This window comes from Streptomyces flaveolus (assembly GCF_014648815.1).
GTDB classification, from domain to species: Bacteria; Actinomycetota; Actinomycetes; order Streptomycetales; family Streptomycetaceae; genus Streptomyces; species Streptomyces flaveolus.
Map to the genome: position 1 here is coordinate 292,475 of NZ_BMRV01000009.1, position 18,459 is coordinate 310,933.

The following is an 18,459-nucleotide window of genomic DNA, read 5'->3' on the forward strand; positions in this document are numbered from 1 at the left end:
GGGGTCGGTAGCAATGCAGCACGGCAAGTACCGGTTCATCGTGGGGTTCCTGGCGGTTCCCCTGGGACTGTACGCGCTCTTCGTCGTCTGGCCGTTCATCCAGTCCATCTACTACTCGTTCACGGACTGGACGGGACTGAGTCCCGAGTTCACGATGGTCGGCTTCGACAACTACTCACGGATGCTCGACGACGACATCTTCTGGAAGTCGTTGCAGCACAGCGTGATGTTCGCCCTGCTGGTGCCGCTGGTGACGCTCGGCCTGGCGCTGTTCTTCTCCTTCATGATCAACGTGGGGGGACGCCACCGCCGCGGCGGGCCGGTGATCACCGGTGTCCGCGGCTCCGGCTTCTACAAGATCGTCTACTTCTTCCCCCAGGTGCTGTCGATCGCGATCGTCGCCCTGCTGTTCGCGTTCGCGTACAACCCGGACAGCGGCGCGATCAACTCGCTGCTGCGCGGCATCGGACTCGAATCGATCCAGCCGCTGTGGCTGGGCGACCCGAACCTGGCGCTGTGGTGCGTGATGGCGGTGCTCGTCTGGTCCACGGTCGGCTTCTTCGTGGTCCTGTTCTCCGCGGGCATGGCGTCCATCCCGGCGGAGCTGTACGAGGCCGCGCTGCTGGACGGGGCGAACCGCGCGACGACCTTCTTCAAGGTCACCCTGCCGCTGCTGTGGGACACCGTGCAGTCCGGCTGGGTCTACATGGGCATCCTCGCGCTCGGCGCCGAGTCGTTCGCGGTCGTACAGATCATGACGACCGGCCCCGGCGGCCCCGACTACTCGACCACCGTCATGGTCCTGTACGTGTACCAGAAGGCGTTCCGTGACGGTCAGGCCGCCTACGCCACCACGATCGGCGTCGCCCTGCTCATCGTCACGCTGGCCTTCGCCGCCGTCGTGATGCGACTGGGCCGGCGCGAGCGGCTGGAGTTCTGATCATGAAGACGACCGAGACCCCCGCCCCCGTACCGGCCGAGTCCGGCCCTGTCGTCCGCAAGACCGAGGCCCCGCCCGGCGGACTCACCAAGGGGAAGAAGGAGGGCACCACCCTCAACGTCTTCTCCCACGGCGTCCTCGTCATCTGGGCGATCATGGTCGGGATGCCGCTGGTGTGGGCGGTGATGACCTCCTTCAAGGACGACGCCTCCATCTTCGGCTCGCCCTGGTCGCTGCCCGACAAGCTGCACTTCGACAACTGGTCGCGGGCCTGGTCACAGGCCCACATGGGCGACTACTTCCTCAACACCGTGCTGGTGGTCGGCGGCTCGCTCGTCGGCACCCTGGTGCTCGGCTCCATGGCGGCCTACGTGCTCGCCCGGTTCGACTTCCCGGGCAACCGGTTCATCTACTACTTGTTCATCGGCGGCATGAGCTTCCCGATCATGCTCGCGCTGGTCCCGTTGTTCTACGTGGTGGACAACATGGGCCTGCTGAACACCATCCACGGGCTGATCCTGGTCTACATCGCGTACTCGCTGCCGTTCACGGTGTTCTTCCTGACCGGGTTCTTCCGGACCCTGCCGAGCTCGGTGGCGGAGGCGGCGTTCGTGGACGGGGCCTCCCACACCCGGACGTTCTTCCAGATCATGCTGCCGATGGCCAAGCCCGGCCTGATCAGCGTGGGGATCTTCAACTTCCTGGGGCAGTGGAACCAGTACATGCTGCCCACCGTGCTGAACACCGACCCGGACAAGCACGTCCTCACCCAGGGCCTGGTGCAACTGGCGGTCAGCCAGGGCTACAAGGGCGACTGGTCCGGCCTCTTCGCGGGCCTGGTGATGGCGATGCTGCCGGTGCTGGCCGCCTACATCATCTTCCAGCGCCAGGTGGTCCAGGGCCTCACGGCGGGCGCCCTGAAGTAGCCCGCCCCGACCCTCGCGCATGCCGCTCCCGGACCATCGGGGGCGGCATACGTGTGCGTGTGCGGGGCACCCGGATGCGGTTCAACCTCTTGACGGGAGGCGACCCGAACGGCTCAGCTTAGAGTTCACTAGTTGGACATAGACGGGGCCTCATCGAAGCGGCCCCGTGCGCAGGAGGTCGTCGTGGAGACTCCCGGGTCGCAGTCGTCGCTGCACCGAGCCAACCTGGAACGGGTCGTACGAGCGGTACGGCTCGCCGGGTCGCTCACGCAGGCGGAGATCGCGAGGACGACGGGTCTGTCCGCGGCGACGGTCTCGAACATCGTCCGGGAACTGAAGGACGGCGGGACCGTCGAGGTCACGCCCACCTCGGCGGGCGGCCGCCGGGCCCGCAGCGTCTCGCTGAGCGGGGACGCGGGCATCGTCATCGGTGTCGACTTCGGGCACACGCATTTGCGCGTCGCGGTCGGGAACCTCGCCCACCAGGTGCTCGCCGAGGAGTCCGAGCCGCTGGACGTCGACGCGTCCTCGGCGCAGGGCTTCGACCGCGCGGAACAGCTGGTCAGCCGACTGATCGAGGCCACCGGCGTCGACCGTTCCAAGATCGCCGGCGTGGGCCTCGGCGTGCCCGGCCCGATCGACGTGGAGTCGGGGACGCTGGGCTCGACCGCCATCCTGCCCGGCTGGGGCGGCACCCGGCCCGCCGAGGAGCTGCGGGGGCGGCTCGGCGTGCCCGTGCACGTGGACAACGACGCCAACCTCGGCGCCCTCGGCGAGCTGGTCTGGGGCAGCGGCCGGGGGGTGCGCGACCTGGCGTACATCAAGGTCGCCAGCGGTGTCGGAGCGGGTCTCGTGATCAACGGCAAGATCTATCGGGGACCCGGCGGCACCGCAGGAGAAATCGGGCATATTACTCTGGATGAAGCCGGTCCCGTCTGCCGCTGCGGAAACCGCGGCTGCCTGGAGACCTTCGCGGCCGCACGCTATGTGCTCCCGCTGCTCCAGCCCAGTCACGGCACGGACCTGACGATGGAAGGCGTCGTGCGGCTGGCGCGGGACGGCGACCCGGGCTGCCGTCGGGTGATCGCCGACGTCGGCCGTCACATCGGCAGTGGAGTCGCCAATCTCTGCAACCTGCTCAACCCGAGCCGCGTGGTCCTCGGCGGCGATCTCGCCGAGGCGGGTGAGTTGGTGCTCGGCCCGATAAGGGAGTCCGTCGGCCGCTACGCCATCCCCAGCGCGGCGCGTCAACTCTCCGTACTTCCGGGGGCACTTGGGGGCCGTGCGGAGGTCCTCGGAGCGCTCGCCCTGGCGCTCAGCGAGATGGGCGATTCGACGCTTTTGGACGGGAGTGCGACCGGCGCCCTGTCCGCGGCCACCCCTGCCTTCACTTAGAGAACGGATGGCACCGTTGCCATCTCGTTAAGGATTTACTTCTTGACGTCGCACGTGTGGCCGAGTTGACTTCCAGCCACCTCGGCCGCAACGACGCGGCCTCGTCAGGGAGGTTTCTGAAGTGAACACGCGTATGCGTCGTGCCGCCGTTGCCGTTGCCGCCACCGCCATGGCCGTCTCGCTCGCCGCCTGTGGCAGCGCCAAGGAGTCCGGCGACAAGGCCGACTCGTCCGACTCCGGCGCCAAGAAGGGCGACGCCATCAAGGTCGGTCTGCTCCTTCCGGAGAACCAGACCGCGCGCTACGAGAAGTTCGACAAGCCCTTGATCGAGAAGAAGGTCAAGGAGCTCACGAACAACAAGGGCGAGGTGGTCTACGCCAACGCCAAGCAGGACGCCAGCCAGCAGTCGCAGCAGGTCGACACGATGGTGACCAACAAGGTCGACGTCCTGATCGTGGACGCGGTGGACTCCAAGGCCATCGCCGGTTCGATCAAGAAGGCCAAGGACGCGGGCATCCCGGTCGTCGCCTACGACCGCCTGGCCGAGGGCCCGATCGACGCCTACACCTCGTTCGACAACGTGACCGTCGGCAAGACGCAGGGCGAGGCCCTGCTGAAGGCGCTGGGCGACAAGGCCAAGGACGGCCAGATCGTCATGATGAACGGTTCCTCCACCGACCCGAACGCCGCCCAGTTCAAGGAGGGCGCCCACTCCGTCCTCGACGGCAAGGTGAAGGTCGGCCGCGAGTACGACACCAAGGAGTGGAAGCCGGAGAACGCCAACGCCAACATGGAGGGCGCCATCTCCGCCCTCGGCAAGGACAAGATCGTCGGCGTCTACTCCGCCAACGACGGCATGGCGGGCGGCATCATCACCGCCCTGAAGGCCGCCGGCATCAGCAACATCCCGGTCACCGGCCAGGACGCCGAGCTCGCGGGCGTGCAGCGCATCCTCACCGGTGAGCAGTACATGAGCGTCTACAAGTCGTACCCGCAGGAGGCCGCGGTCGCCGGTGAGATGGCCGTCGCCCTCGCCCAGGGCAAGTCGCTCGACTCCATCGCCACGAGCAAGGCCGACAGCGCCACCACCAAGGGCGTTCCGACGGTGCTCGTCCCGGTCGTCTCGCTGACCAAGGACAACATCAACGAGACCGTCATCAAGGAGGGCTTCTACACCCTCGACGAGATCTGCGCCGGCAAGTACAAGGCCGCCTGCGACAAGGCCGGCCTGAAGTAAGCAGTCCCGTCCCCGTACCCGCCGAGCGGGTACGGGACCGGCTGCACGCGGCTTCCTCCGGCGCCCCGCATCATCAGCCCCGCAAGCTACGCGGGGCGCCGGACGGAAATCACCACCCCCAAACTTCTGCACAACCTCCCGCCGGGTCAGGCGGCGAAGGAGATGGTTCACGTGTCCGCTACGCCCGTGCTGGCGTTGCGCGGGGTCTCCAAGCGATTCGGTGCCGTCCAGGCGCTCACCGACGTAGAGCTTGAGGTCCACGCCGGTGAGGTGGTCGCCCTGGTCGGCGACAACGGAGCCGGAAAATCCACGCTGGTCAAGACGATCGCCGGCGTGCACCCCATCGACGAGGGCGCCATCGAGTGGGACGGCAAGGCCGTCACCATCAACAGGCCGCACGACGCCCAGAACCTGGGCATCGCGACGGTCTACCAGGACCTCGCGCTGTGCGACAACATCGACGTCGTCGGCAACCTCTACCTGGGCCGGGAGCTGCGCAAGCGCGGCGTCCTGGACGAGGTGGAGATGGAGCGCCGGTCCCGCGAGCTGCTGGACACGCTGTCCATCCGCATCCCCAGCGTCCGCATCCCGATCGCCTCCCTCTCCGGCGGTCAGCGCCAGGTCGTGGCGATCGCCCGCTCCATGCTCGGCGAGCCCAAGCTGGTCATCCTCGACGAGCCCACCGCCGCCCTCGGCGTCGAGCAGACCGCGCAGGTCCTCGACCTGGTCGAGCGGCTGCGCGAGCGCGGTCACGCCGTCATCCTCATCAGCCACAACATGGCCGATGTGAAGGCGGTCGCCGACAAGGTCGCCGTCCTGCGCCTCGGGCGCAACAACGGCGTCTTCGAGGTCAAGTCGACCTCGCAGGAAGAGATCATCTCCGCCATCACGGGCGCCACGGACAACGCCGTGACCCGTCGTGCGGCGCGCACCAATGGGGAGATCCAGAAGTGAGTATCGACAAGACCTCCACCCCCGCCGGGGACCACGCCGTGGAGAACCCCGAGGCCGCCTCCGCCGCGGTCCCCACGGTCGACCCCCGGCTGCTGGTGCGCGAGCAGGGCTTCGCGGGCTACCTCAGCGAGTTCAAGCGGAAGATGAAGGCCGGTGACCTCGGGTCCCTCCCGGTCGTCGTCGGTCTGCTGATCATCTGGGCCATCTTCACCAGCCTGAACTCCAACTTCCTCACCGCCGGCAACTTCTCCGACATGTCGATCGCCATGGTCGGCACCGGCATGATCGCCGTCGGCATCGTCTTCGTCCTGCTGCTCGGCGAGATCGACCTGTCGGTCGGCTCGGTCAGCGGTGTCGCGGGCGCCACCTTCGCGGTGCTGAGCGTCACGCACGGGATGAACGAGATCCTGGCCCTGGTGCTGGCCATCCTCACGGGCACCGTGGCCGGCGCGATCCACGGCTTCGTCTTCGCGAAGATCGGTGTCCCGGCCTTCGCCGTGACCCTGGCCGGCCTGCTGTTCTGGCAGGGCTTCATGCTGCAGATCCTCGGCAGCAACGGCACCATCAACCTGGACGCCGACGGTGTGGTCGCCAAGCTGACCAGCTACTACTTCACCGACGTGGCCGCCGCCTACGGCCTGGCGATCGTCGTGACCGCGGGGTACTTCCTCACCGCGTTCTTCGACAACCGCCGCCGCGCGGCCGCCGGGGTGCCGTCCCGGCCGCTGAGCGAGATCGTCGTGCGCACGGTGCTGCTGGCCGTGCTGGCCTTCGCCGTGGCGATCGTCTTCAACCAGTACAAGGGCCTGCCCCTGGCCGTGGTGATCTTCCTGGCGTTCCTGCTGCTCACGGACTTCGTGCTGCGCCGCACCGCCTACGGTCGCAAGATCTACGCGCTCGGCGGCAGCGTCGAGGCGTCCCGCAGGGCCGGTATCAACGTCGACCTGGTCCGCATCTCGGTCTTCGCGATCGCCGGTACCTTCGCCGCGATCGGCGGCCTCTTCGTCGCCTCGAAGATCGCCTCCGCCAACCAGGGCGCGGGCACCGGTGAGTTCCTGATGAACGTCATCGCCGCGGCCGTGATCGGCGGCACGTCCCTCTTCGGCGGCCGCGGCCGCACCTGGGACGCGCTGCTCGGTGTGATGGTCATCATCTCGATCCAGTACGGCCTCGCCCTGGAGGGCATCGCCTCGCCGGTCCAGTACATGATCACCGGTGGTGTGCTGCTGGCGACCGTCGTCATCGACGCGGTCACCCGCAAGACACAGAAGACGGCCGGCCGCGCCTAGGGGCTGTCGTGCGGATCAGGCGGGCTCCGGGCGACGGTGCCAGGCCCCGCGATCCCGGCAGGATTCAAACGACGCCCCCTGGCCGCACGGCCGACGACGGTCCGCCCGCCCCACCCATCTGAGCCATGGGTGGGGCGGGCGGACCGCTGTGCGTGCGGCTGTCGGGAGCCTCCGCCGGGCGAGCCGACAAAACGGAAAGATCGGAAAGAGGGCTCCCGGCGACGTAGAAGCAGCCACCGTTGGGTACAGCCGAACGCGTGATGTACGACGCACCGCCCGGACACGTTCCGCCGGGGCGGAACATTAGACTCGTCGAGCCCGGCAACAGCTCTACTTCAAGGAGGCACGGGTGCCGCTGCTGACCCGCATCACGGGACCGCGCGATCTGGACCGGCTCAGCCTGGAAGAGCTGGGCCGGCTGGCAGAGGAGATCCGGACCTTCCTCGTCGACGCCGTCTCCAAGACCGGCGGCCACCTCGGCCCCAACCTCGGCGTGGTGGAACTCACCCTCGCCCTGCACCGCGTCTTCGACTCGCCGAAGGACAAGGTGCTGTGGGACACGGGCCACCAGTCCTACGTGCACAAGCTGCTCACGGGCCGCCAGGACTTCTCGAAGCTGAAGATGAAGGGCGGCCTGTCGGGCTACCCCTCGCAGGCCGAGTCCGAGCACGACGTCATCGAGAACAGCCACGCCTCCACCGTCCTCGGCTGGGCCGACGGCATCGCCAAGGCCAACCAGGTCCTCGACCGCGACGACCACGTCGTCGCCGTCATCGGTGACGGCGCGCTCACCGGCGGCATGGCCTGGGAGGCACTGAACAACATCGCCGCCGCCAAGGACCGCCCCCTCGTCATCGTCGTCAACGACAACGAGCGCTCCTACGCCCCGACCATCGGCGGCCTCGCCAACCACCTGGCCACCCTGCGCACCACCGACGGCTACGAGCGCTTCCTGGCCCGTACCAAGGAGGTCCTGGAGCGCACCCCGGTCGTCGGCCGCCCGCTCTACGACACTCTGCACGGCGCGAAGAAGGGCCTGAAGGACTTCATCGCCCCGCAGGGCATGTTCGAGGACCTCGGCCTGAAGTACGTCGGCCCCATCGACGGCCACGACCTCGAGGCCCTGGAGTCCGCCCTCACCCGCGCCAAGCGCTTCGGCGGCCCCGTCATCGTGCACTGCCTCACCGAGAAGGGCCGCGGCTACCAGCCCGCCCTCCAGGACGAGGCCGACCGTTTCCACGCCGTCGGCAAGATCCACCCCGACACCGGCCTGCCCATCTCCACCTCCGGCGCCGACTGGACGTCCGTCTTCGGCGACGAGATGGTCAAGATCGGCACGGAGCGCGAGGACGTCGTCGCCATCACCGCGGCCATGCTCCAGCCGGTCGGCCTCGACAAGTTCGCCAAGGCCTTCCCCGACCGTGTCTACGACGTCGGCATCGCCGAGCAGCACGGCGCCGTCTCCGCGGCCGGCCTCGCCCACGGCGGCGTCCACCCGGTCTTCGCGGTGTACGCCACCTTCCTCAACCGCGCCTTCGACCAGGTCCTGATGGACGTGGCCCTGCACAAGTGCGGCGTCACCTTCGTGCTGGACCGCGCGGGTGTCACCGGCACCGACGGCGCCTCCCACAACGGCATGTGGGACATGTCGATCCTTCAGGTCGTCCCCGGCCTGCGGCTCGCCGCCCCGCGCGACGCCGACCAGGTCCGCGCCCAGCTGCGCGAGGCCGTCGAGGTCGACGACGCGCCGACCGTGGTCCGCTTCTCCAAGGGCGCCGTCGGCCCCGCCGTGCCCGCCGTCGGCCGCGTCGGCGGCATGGACGTCCTGCGCGCACCCGGCACCGACACCCCGGACGTCCTGCTGGTCTCCGTCGGCGCCCTCGCGCCGATGTGCCTGGAGGTCGCCGACCTGCTGACCAAGCAGGGCATCACCACCACCGTGGTCGACCCGCGCTGGGTCAAGCCCGTCGACGAGGCCATGGCCCCGCTCGCCGAGCGCCACCGGGTGGTCGTCACCGTCGAGGACAACTCCCGCGTGGGCGGCGTCGGCTCCGCCGTCGCACAGGCCCTGCGCGACGCGGGCGTCGACGTACCGCTGCGCGACTTCGGCATCCCGCCGCGCTTCCTCGACCACGCCTCCCGCGCCGAGGTCCTGGCCGAGATCGGGCTCACCGCGCCCGACATCGCCCGCCAGGTCACCGGCCTGGTCGCCAAGCTCGACGGACGGTACGAGCGCGCCGGGGCCGAGGTGGACTCCGTGGAGGCGGCGCGCGACTGACGTACGGCCGGATGGGCAGGTTCTCCACTCGTTGCAGTGGTGAAACCTGCCCATCCGCGTGAATCCGCTCACACCCGGGCATACGCACTACGCCCCCTCACGATCATGTCGAGGACGACAAGCGTCGGAGGTACCCGTGAGCAGCAGTCTTTTCAGGACCAAAAAGATCGAGCAGTCCATCCGGGACACGGAGGAGCCGGAGCACGCGCTCAAGAAAACCTTGTCCGCGCTGGACCTGACGGTCTTCGGCGTCGGTGTCATCATCGGCACCGGCATCTTCGTGCTGACCGGCACGGTCGCCAAGGACAACGCCGGGCCCGCCGTCGCCCTGGCCTTCGTCGTCGCCGGTGTCGTGTGCGCGCTCGCCGCGCTGTGCTACGCCGAGTTCGCCTCCACGGTCCCGGTGGCCGGCTCCGCCTACACCTTCTCCTACGCCTCGCTCGGCGAACTGCCCGCCTGGATCATCGGCTGGGACCTGGTCCTGGAGTTCGCGCTCGGAACGGCGGTGGTCGCCGTCGGCTGGTCGGGCTACATCCGTTCGTTCATGGACAACGCCGGCTGGCAGTTCCCCGAGGCCCTCGCCGGCCGCGAGGGCGCCGACGGCTTCGGCTTCGACATCCTCGCCGCCGCCCTGGTGCTGGTGCTCACCGGCATCCTCGTTCTCGGCATGAAGCTGTCGGCCCGCATCACCTCGCTCGTCGTCGCCATCAAGGTGACCGTCGTCCTCATCGTGATCATCGCGGGTGCCTTCTTCATCAAGGGCTCCAACTACGACCCGTTCATTCCCGACGAGCAGCCGGTGGAGGCGGGCGGGGGCCTGCACTCCCCGCTGATCCAGCTGATGTTCGGGTGGGCGCCGTCCAACTTCGGCGTGATGGGCATCTTCACCGCCGCGTCCGTCGTCTTCTTCGCCTTCATCGGCTTCGACATCGTCGCCACGGCCGCCGAGGAGACCAAGAACCCGCAGCGCGACATGCCCCGCGGCATCCTCGGCTCCCTGTTCATCTGCACCGTCCTGTACGTCGCCGTCTCGATCGTCGTCACCGGCATGCAGCACTACACCAAGCTGTCCGTCGACGCCCCGCTCGCCGACGCCTTCAAATCCACCGGGCACCCCTTCTTCGCCGGTGTGATCAGCTTCGGCGCCGCCGTCGGCCTGACCACGGTGTGCATGATCCTGCTGCTGGGCCAGACCCGGGTGTTCTTCGCGATGAGCCGCGACGGACTGCTGCCGCGCTTCTTCTCCGTGGTCCACCCGAAGTTCCGGACCCCGTACCGGCCGACCATCCTGCTCGGCGTGATCATCGCGATCGTCGCGGGCTTCACCAGCCTGAGCGAGCTCGCCGAGCTGGTGAACATCGGCACCCTGTTCGCCTTCGTGGTCGTCGCGATCAGCGTGATCATCCTGCGCCGTACCCGCCCCGACCTGCCGCGCGCCTTCCGCACCCCGCTGGTCCCGCTGCTGCCGATCGTGTCGGTGGCCGCCTCGCTGTGGCTGATGCTGAACCTGCCCGCCGAGACCTGGGTCCGGTTCGGCATCTGGATGGCGATCGGCTTCGTCGTCTACTTCCTCTACGGCCGCACCCACAGCCGCATGGCCCGCGGCGAGGACACCCCGGCCACACCAGCCGGCGGCAACTCTCCGTAGTCATTGTCCCAGGTCGACCCGGCCCTGTATGTCCCTTCTCGTGGGAAATGCGGGGCCGGTTAACGTACGGCCATGGATGCCAGGCTCCTCACCCCGTCACACTCCGTACCGACCGTGCGCGGAGGGGCCGGCTACTGGACGCGCCTGCTGCCCCTGCTCGCGGTCCTGGCCTGCGTCACCCGCGTCCCCTCCTTCGCCCGCCCCCTGTGGAACCCCGACGAGGGCTACCTCGCCGTCCAGGCGGGCCTGCTCGCCCACGGCGGCGAGCTGTACGAGACGGTCGTCGACCGCAAGCCCCCGCTGGTGCCCTGGCTGTACCAGGCCGCGTTCGCGGTGGCCGGCCCCGAGTCGCTGACGCCGCTGCGGGTCCTGGCGGTCCTCGCCCAGTTCGTCACCGCCGTGGCCCTCGCCTCCCTCGCCCGGCGCCGCTGGGGCGACACCGCCGGCCGTACGGCGGGAGTGCTGTACCTGCTGATCTCCGTCGGGCTCAACCCGGAGGACGCCCAGGCGGCCACGTTCGAGGTGTTCATGCTGCCGTGCACGGCGACCGCGATGTGGTGCGCCGACCGCCGCCGCCCCGGCGCCGCCGGTCTCGCGGTCGGCTGCGCGGTCCTCGCCAAGCAGACCGGCGGCGCGGTGCTGCTGCCGGTGCTGTTGCTGTGCGGCGCCAGGCGGGCCGGGACGGCGCGGCTCGTGGCGGGGGCCGTGGCACCCGTACTGGGCGCGGCCCTGGTCACCGACCCGGCGGGCTTCCTCTTCTGGACGGTCACCGGTTCGGGCACCTACGCCTCCCTCGGCGGATCCGCCCTCCCCGTACTGGGCCGGGCGCTGGCCAACACCGGTGTCCTGGCCGTGGCCTGCGCGGGACTGCTCCCACCCGTCCTGCGGTCGCTGCGCGTCGCCCGCCCGGGGACGGCCGACCTGTGGCTGTGGCTCGCCGCGTCCGCCGGGGCGGTCACGGTGGGCCTCCACTTCCACGGTCACTACTACCTGCAACTCCTGCCACCGCTGGCCCTGTTGGCGACGGCCGCGCTGCGCACCGCGTCCCGGGAACGCCGGATGCGCACGCTCCTCGTCACGGCGTCCTGCTGCGCCCTGTTCCTCACCTGGGGCCTGTTCGCGCCCCGCGCCGAACTCGACCACGCCCGTCGCCTCGCGGACACCGCCGCGCACCGCACCCGCCCGGGCGACCGCGTCCTGTTCTGGGGCATGCACCCCGAGGCGTACTGGTTCGCCGGCCGCACCCCGGCCAGCCGCTATCTCACCGCCGGACTGCTCACCAACTACGGCGGCGGCCGGGACGGCACCATGGTCGGCGAACGGTACGGGGTCGAGGGCGCCTGGCGTACCTTCCGCGAGGAACTGACCGCGCACCCGCCGGCCCTCGTCGTCGACGACTCCCGGGGGAAGCCCTACGCACCGGACCACGTGCCGACCCTGCGGCGCCTGCTGGGAGCGGCGTACGAGGAGGCGGGGGAGGTGGACGGGGCGGTGCTGTACCGGCGCACGGCGGCGGAGGACAGGCCATAGGCCGGCTGGTCAGACCGGCCTGACCGTCCGGGGCCCCGCCACCTCCGCGCCCAGCTCCGTCACCCGGCGGCGCAGCTCGCGGTCCGCCGTCACCAGCAGGACGGGGCGGTCACCGGCCCGTGCGACCAGCTCGACCATGTGATCGTCCCCGCTGCCGGGTGCCGCCTCCACCCGTACGCCGGGCACGGATTCCACGCCGCGGGCCGCGCCCTCGACGACGAGGACGATCTCGACCGGGCCGGGCCGGCCCGGCACCCCGTCCGCCGCCAGCCGGTCGCGCAACCGCTGCGCGGCCCCGCGCCGGTCACGCCACCATCCGTCGGGCACGGACCCCACGACGTTCGCGCCGTCGACGATCACGAGGAGGGGTCCGCTGTCGCTCATGGGGTCAGGGTCGCACGCGAAGGCACCCGGCCGGAGCGGGCCGGCGGACGGCGGCATAAAATGATCAGGTGAACGGCGAGTGGCTCATACGCGGCCGGGACGGCCGACTCAGCGTCTACCTGGTCACCCAGGACGCTGTCCTGTGCCGGGCGGAGCAGGTGCCCGGCGGCGCCTGGGACGCGCCGCGCAGGATGGGCGGGGACCAGCGACTGCACCCCGGCCTGGCGGTCGGCCAGGGTGCCGACTCCTACGCGCACCTGGTGGCCTGGCGGCCCACGGTGCCCGGCGAGTCGGGCCTGGTGCACTCCACCCACTTCCGGCCGCTGCTGGCCGCCCTGGACTGGGAGCCCGTGGGCCACCCGAACGGCAAGGGGGACCGCACCGGCAGGCCCGCCGTCGCGGTCGACCCCCAGGGCCGCGCGCACGTCTTCGTGCGCAACGCCGCCGGCGGGCTCGGCATGCGGGCCCAGAAGCAGAAGGGCGGCTGGGGACCGTGGCGTGACCTCAAGGGCGCCGAGCTGCAGGACGCGCCCGTCGCGGTGGCGGGCAGGGCCGGTCGCATCGAGGCGTACGCCGCCGGTGCCGGCACGATCCTGCACTGGCGCCAGGAGGCGCCCGGCACCGAGTTCCAGCTGGCCGACGCGGTGGAGGCCACCGCCCGCCCGGACACCCTGCGCGCCCTGGCCACCTCCGACGAGAACACCACCCTGTTCTTCACCGACGCGTCCGGCACCCTCTGCGCCTGGCGCCCCGGCACCGACCCCGTGTCCGTCCTCCCGGCGGCGGGCCCCGGCCCGGCCGCCGCCGTCCGCTGCGAACTCGACGGCCACGACTGCACGCTGCTGGCTCAGTGCACGCCCTCGGGCCGGGTCGCCTTCGCGGCGTACCCCGCGGAGCAGGAGGCGGCGGGCGCCTGGTGGACCGAGTCCGGCCCGCACCTGCCCGCCGACGCCGAGGTCTCCCTCGCCCTGGACGCCGACGACCGGGTGGTGGCGGCGGTCCTCTCCCCGTCGACGGGCCGGCTCCTGCTGACCCGCCGCAAGGACGAGCCGGGGCTGGCACTCACGGCGTGGCAGGAGGTCTGACGGACCCGGAGTCCCCGGCCCCGCTGCCTTCCCGAGTGGATGGCGGCGGGGCCGGCCGGTTCAGGAAGTGCCGCCGGTCGCGGGGGACTTCTTGGCCGACTCCGGGATCTCCTCGTCGCTGCGGATCGCCTTCCACAGCGTCGACGCCTGCGGCTCGGCGGCCACTACCCGGTTCTGGTCGATCTTGTCGTACGCCACCGGAAGCATGATCGTATCCATGGTCGACGGGTCGACGCCGTTCAGACTGCGGCCGAAGTCCGCCAGAGCGGTGAGCGAGGCGAGTTCGGAGTCGGTGGTGAGAGCCGCGGTGAGCGTGTCGGCGATCTTGTACGTCTTGGTCGGGCTGCCCAGCAGGTCCTGCTTCTTGATCTCGCCGAGCAGCGCGATCATGAACTCCTGCTGGAGGCCGATGCGCCCGAGGTCGCTGCCGTCGCCGACGCCGTGCCGGGTGCGGACGAACTGCAGGGACTCGGTGCCGTTCAGACGGTGGGTACCGGCGGTCAGGTCCAGGCCGCTGGAGCTGTCGTGGATGTCCTGATCGACGGTGACGGTGACGCCGCCGATCGCGTCCACCAGGTCCTTGAAGCCGGCGAAGTCGATCTCCACGTAGTGGTCCATGCGTACGCCGGACATCTTCTCGACCGTCTTGACCACGCAGGCCGGACCGACCTGCGAGTAGATGGAGTTGAACATCACCCGCTCGGCCGAGGCCACCTCGGAGCCGTCCGACTTGGTGCAGTCGGGACGGGTCACCAGGGTGTCACGCGGGATGCTGACGGCGACGGCCTTCGTACGGCCCTCGGGTATGTGCATCACCAGAGCGGTGTCAGAACGGGCCCCGGCGACCTTGCCGGTGTTCAACTCGGCGTTGTCACCGGCGCGTGAGTCGGAGCCGAGGATCAGGATGTTCTGCCCGGAGGTGGGCAGCTTCTCCGGCCGGTCCTTGCCGATCGCGTCGTTGATGTCGACGCCGTTGATGTTGCCGTCCAGGTCGCTGTAGAGCCAGTAGGCGGTACCGCCGAGTGCGAGGACGAGAACGAGCAGAGAGAGAAGCATGATGCGGCCGGTCCGGCGCTTCTTCTTCTGAGCTCTGCGACTGCCGCGCTTGCCGGGCGGGGAATGGCGGGCAGGCGGCACAGGGGTGCTCAGGTCGTGGCTCACGGCGGGGTCCTCGCAACTCGTGCCCGGAGGGCAAGGGCAGCAGGCCGCTCCCGTGAGGGGCCGGGTCGGTGCTGCTCGGCTGACGCTTGGTTGGCACTGAACTATAGACGTGCACTCGAGCACCCGTGCGAGCAATGTGCCCGGTTGTTCGCCCTGGCGGGGACGGTGGACCACCCCGTCCCCAGGGGTGCCGTCCGCCCCTGGATCCGTTCCCGAGGCCGTGACCTGAGGCTTGTGAGGCGCCGACGGAGCAGCGGGACACGTGTTCGTACGTGCTTATGATGTGGCGAATTCTGGAGTCATCTGTGGGCACCGGGCCTGGGGCGGGAAGGGACGGCACACATGCGCGGCAGAGGTGCGCAGGCGGTGGACCGGCGGTCCCGGGGCGCTGCCGAGGCCGAGGACCGGCCCCGGCGAGTGTCCGTGACGGCGGTGGCCACGGGGTCGTGGCTGCTGCGCGGGAACGACGACCGCCTCGCCGTGTACGCGCTCGTCGAAGGCGGTGTGCACCGCTGGACGGAGACCGCGGTCGGCAGCGGGCGCTGGAGTGGGCCGGACTTCTTCCCCGCTGCCGGGCTGACCGGTCTCACCGTCGCCCAGGGGGCCAATCGCTACGCGCACTTCATCGGGCGCCGGGAGAAACGGGCGGACGGGGGAGCGTCGAAGGTCGATCTGCTCTACGCAGTGCAGTACCAGTCGGCCCGGACGCTGGGGGAGTGGCGTTCTCTCGGTAACCCGTACCGCGACCCGAGGGATGCGGCGGTACTCGGCATGCCGACCGCCGCCGTCGACGGGCAGGGCACGGTCCACGTCTTCGTCTCCGGCGGCCCCGGCGGGGTGATGCTCCGGCGCGAATCCAGGAGCGGGGCGTGGGAGGCCTGGAAAGACCTGCGTGGGGGTGCGGTCGCGGGCGGGCTGACCGCGGCGGCGAACTCCGTCGGCCTGGTCGAAGTTCTCGCGCCCGGGCACCGGTCGGTCATGCGCTGGGTGCAGACGGAGCAGGGGGCGGACCTGCGCCGGGCGCAGGATCTCGTACCCGCCCCGGTCCCCGGCTCGGCCGCGCTCCTGGAGACCGCTCCGGGGGTGTTCACCGCGTACTGGTCCGAGCAGAGCGGGACGGGTGTCTATGCGCAGCGGCCCGGCGAATGGGCCTTTCCCGCGGGCGGGGCTCCCGGAGAGGGACCCCACGCCACGCTCCGTGCCGCCGTCGACGGCTATGACTGCACGGTCATGGCCCATCAGGGGCGTACGGGGACAGCCGTGCTCGGCGTCTGCGGCACCGGAGAGGAGTCCGGCGGGCTGTGGTGGACCGACACGGGGGTGACCTGTATCGGCACTCCGGCGCTGGCGCTGGACGGTCGAGGCCGGGTCGTCATGGCGGTGGTCGCCGCGGACGGCGCTGTCCTGGTGAATCGGCAGCGGCCTGAACCCGGGCTCACCCTGTCCGACTGGGACCGTCTGCCGGGCACCTGAGTCCAGCTGCGTCGGCACACCTCGGCGGGGCCTGTCAACTTACGAGCCGTCAGTACACCAGAGCATCGGGGAAGTCCAGGGCGGAAAAGGTTGTACCGCTCATCCGTGACGATCGTCACGCGTCACAACCTGTCCACGGGCTGTCGCGACCTGGACTTTTAGGAAACCATTATGTGAAAGTTTGATGGATTGCCGATGTGTGGTGATCGCAGCAGTTCGGGGCGATGAGTCCCTACCGCTGGTGACGCGAGCTTCTTCCTCTCCCAGGGCCCCCGCAGCGAGGTGTGCGACATCCTTGGAAGGCGGAGCTGCTGGGTATGGATGGTGGATGCCTCGTGGGTGGCTCGGACAACCCTGAAGCCGGTGCGCTGATCTCGGCGTACCGCTCTGCGGTCCCGACCGGCGCGAGGCAACGCATCGTCCGGAGGGTGCCGACCCCGGTCCGCAAAGCTGTGAAGTCCTCGCTCACCGCCGCCGACTCCGTGCGCTCCGCCACGGTGGTCTGGGCGATGGGGGGCAAGCGGAAGGCTCCCCGTCACAGCAACGCCTACAGCCAGCGGGTCGTCCGCGTCGGCCGCCGCCACATGCGCGTGCTGTTGGTCGAGGGGGCGACGGACTGGGCGGCCCGCGCCCGCAACCTGAACATCGTGGTCTCCGTTCTGGAGGCGGCGGGCATCGACTACTTCTGTGTGCGGGGCACGAACAGCGGACTGCCGACCGTCGCCGTCCCGGCCGCATCCCGTCCAGTGGTCGAGGAACTGCTCCAGATGGCCTTCGCGCAGGCCCCTGGCTACGTGGGACCGGCCGGCGGCAACGAGGCCCGCATGGAGCCCGGCGGCGAGGAGCGGTCGTGGCGGCAGCTGCGCAACCACAAGGTGCTGCGGCTGGCCTGGTACGTGTGCGACCCGACCCAGCGGCTGGTTTTCGGTGCGGCATCCGGATGTGACCTCGAGATGTGGACGGAGCGGGACGGGGAGCTGCGGGCTCCACGTCCCAACCGGGTCATCGACGCGGTTCCGGCGAGCGCTCCGCGCAAGTCGGCACCGCAGAGTCTCTTCAGCCCGATACCTCCCGCGTATCACACGGGGGACGCCAGGACGCTGGCCGAGTTCGCCGTGCCGCTCCCCGAGGATCACCAGTTCCCCATCGACGTCGTCTACACCTGGGTCGACGACTCGGATCCGGTCTGGCGGGCGTCGCGCGACCGTGCGCGTCAGGGGTTCTCCGCGGACGGGCTCCATGAGCAGGCGGCGAACGACTCGCGGTACACCAGCCGTGACGAACTGCGCTACTCGCTGCGGTCGCTCCACCAGAACGCACCCTGGGTGCGCAACATCTATCTCGTGACGGCCGGACAGGTCCCCGCCTGGCTCCATGCGCAGCACGCGAACCTCCGGGTGGTGGACCACCGGGAGATCTTCTCCGACCCCGCAGCCCTGCCGACGTTCAACTCACATGCCATCGAGAGCCAGCTGCACCATATTCCGGGACTCTCGGAGTTCTTCCTCTACTTGAACGACGACGTCTTCTTCGGTCGCCCGGTGACGCCTGCACATTTCTTCCACCCGAACGGCATCACCAAGTTCTTCACCTCACCTGCGCTGATTCCGGGAGGCGGCGTCTCTCCGACCGATCTCCCGGTCAACGCTGCGGGCAAGAACAGCCGCTGGCTCATTGCCCAGAAATTCGGTACCGCCATATCCCAGAAGATGAAGCACACGCCGCATGCGCTTCGTAGGAGCGTGCTGCAGGAGATCGAGGAGACATTCCCGGCGGAGCACACGGCAACCCAGCATTCCCGTTTCCGTTCCCCCGGGGACGTGCCGATCGCCTCGTCGTTGCACCACTATTTCGCGTACCACTCCGCACGGGCCACGGTGGGCGACATCCAGTACCGGTACATCGACCTCTCGGCCGACCTGGCAGAGCGGCGCCTGAACACGTTGCTCGCCAACCGGAACATGGACACTTTCTGCCTGAACGACACGGTGGAATCGGCTGACCCGGAAGCTCAGCGCGAGATGCTGAAACGTTTCCTGGATGCCTATTTCCCGGTGCCGAGTCCTTACGAGGCAGCCGAGTACGAGCATGCTCTCGAGCGGGACGCCGAGCCGGAGAGGAGCATCCATGCCGCCGGCCGATGACCTCCCCTTCCCTGT

Annotated in this window: 14 protein-coding genes; 12 read left to right on the plus strand and 2 right to left on the minus strand. The window is 69.7% G+C overall.

The window, feature by feature from the left end; translation table 11 throughout:
* The first annotated feature begins 13 nt into the window (after positions 1–13).
* From IEZ05_RS22290 to IEZ05_RS22330, 9 genes are all read left to right on the plus strand, one after another.
* Positions 14–940 carry a carbohydrate ABC transporter permease gene (locus IEZ05_RS22290; protein WP_189231964.1) on the plus strand — a complete coding sequence of 309 codons (927 nt, stop codon included), beginning with the start codon at positions 14–16 and terminating at the stop codon, positions 938–940.
* A 2-nt stretch (positions 941–942) separates the two neighbouring features.
* Complete coding sequence (locus tag IEZ05_RS22295) at positions 943–1,866, plus strand: carbohydrate ABC transporter permease (RefSeq protein WP_189231965.1); 924 nt, start codon at positions 943–945, stop codon at positions 1,864–1,866.
* A gap of 183 nt (positions 1,867–2,049) precedes the next feature.
* On the plus strand, positions 2,050–3,261 hold the full coding sequence (locus IEZ05_RS22300; RefSeq protein WP_189231966.1) for an ROK family transcriptional regulator: 1,212 nt from the start codon (positions 2,050–2,052) through the stop codon (positions 3,259–3,261).
* A 133-nt stretch (positions 3,262–3,394) separates the two neighbouring features.
* On the plus strand, positions 3,395–4,498 hold the full coding sequence (locus IEZ05_RS22305; protein ID WP_189232005.1) for an ABC transporter substrate-binding protein: 1,104 nt from the start codon (positions 3,395–3,397) through the stop codon (positions 4,496–4,498).
* A 162-nt stretch (positions 4,499–4,660) separates the two neighbouring features.
* Positions 4,661–5,452, plus strand: coding sequence for an ATP-binding cassette domain-containing protein (locus tag IEZ05_RS22310; protein ID WP_189231967.1), 792 nt, complete (start codon positions 4,661–4,663; stop codon positions 5,450–5,452).
* Complete coding sequence (locus IEZ05_RS22315; RefSeq protein ID WP_189231968.1) at positions 5,449–6,741, plus strand: sugar ABC transporter permease; 1,293 nt, start codon at positions 5,449–5,451, stop codon at positions 6,739–6,741. The genes IEZ05_RS22310 and IEZ05_RS22315 overlap by 4 nt, the downstream gene beginning before the upstream one ends.
* Positions 6,742–7,090: 349 nt before the next feature.
* Positions 7,091–9,019, plus strand: a complete 1,929-nt coding sequence (dxs, locus tag IEZ05_RS22320) for a 1-deoxy-D-xylulose-5-phosphate synthase (RefSeq protein ID WP_189231969.1) — start codon at positions 7,091–7,093, stop codon at positions 9,017–9,019.
* 136 nt (positions 9,020–9,155) lie between these two features.
* Positions 9,156–10,667 carry an amino acid permease gene (locus tag IEZ05_RS22325; RefSeq protein ID WP_189231970.1) on the plus strand — a complete coding sequence of 504 codons (1,512 nt, stop codon included), beginning with the start codon at positions 9,156–9,158 and terminating at the stop codon, positions 10,665–10,667.
* Positions 10,668–10,739: 72 nt separating this feature from the next.
* A complete protein-coding gene (locus IEZ05_RS22330; protein ID WP_189231971.1) occupies positions 10,740–12,197 on the plus strand; it encodes a glycosyltransferase family 39 protein in 1,458 nt (485 codons plus the stop codon).
* Between the two features lie 9 nt (positions 12,198–12,206).
* On the opposite strand, the gene IEZ05_RS22335 is transcribed toward IEZ05_RS22330, so the two are convergent.
* A complete protein-coding gene (locus IEZ05_RS22335; RefSeq protein ID WP_189231972.1) occupies positions 12,207–12,581 on the minus strand; it encodes a PIN domain-containing protein in 375 nt (124 codons plus the stop codon).
* A gap of 68 nt (positions 12,582–12,649) precedes the next feature.
* Between IEZ05_RS22335 and IEZ05_RS22340 the strand changes: the two genes are divergently transcribed.
* Positions 12,650–13,666, plus strand: coding sequence for a PLL family lectin (locus IEZ05_RS22340; protein ID WP_189231973.1), 1,017 nt, complete (start codon positions 12,650–12,652; stop codon positions 13,664–13,666).
* 60 nt (positions 13,667–13,726) lie between these two features.
* Here IEZ05_RS22340 and IEZ05_RS22345 read toward each other — a convergent pair whose 3' ends face one another.
* The gene (locus IEZ05_RS22345) at positions 13,727–14,827 is read right to left on the minus strand and encodes an LCP family protein (RefSeq protein ID WP_373298828.1); all 1,101 of its coding nucleotides are present in this window, start codon (positions 14,825–14,827) and stop codon (positions 13,727–13,729) included.
* A 342-nt stretch (positions 14,828–15,169) separates the two neighbouring features.
* On the opposite strand from IEZ05_RS22345, the gene IEZ05_RS22350 reads away from it, so the two are divergent.
* Together IEZ05_RS22350 and IEZ05_RS22355 are read left to right on the plus strand one after the other, a co-directional pair.
* Positions 15,170–16,300: a PLL family lectin gene (locus IEZ05_RS22350; protein ID WP_189231975.1), complete on the plus strand. Its 1,131-nt coding sequence runs from the start codon at positions 15,170–15,172 to the stop codon at positions 16,298–16,300.
* 335 nt (positions 16,301–16,635) lie between these two features.
* Complete coding sequence (locus IEZ05_RS22355; RefSeq protein WP_229869805.1) at positions 16,636–18,444, plus strand: stealth family protein; 1,809 nt, start codon at positions 16,636–16,638, stop codon at positions 18,442–18,444.
* Positions 18,445–18,459 lie beyond the last annotated feature (15 nt).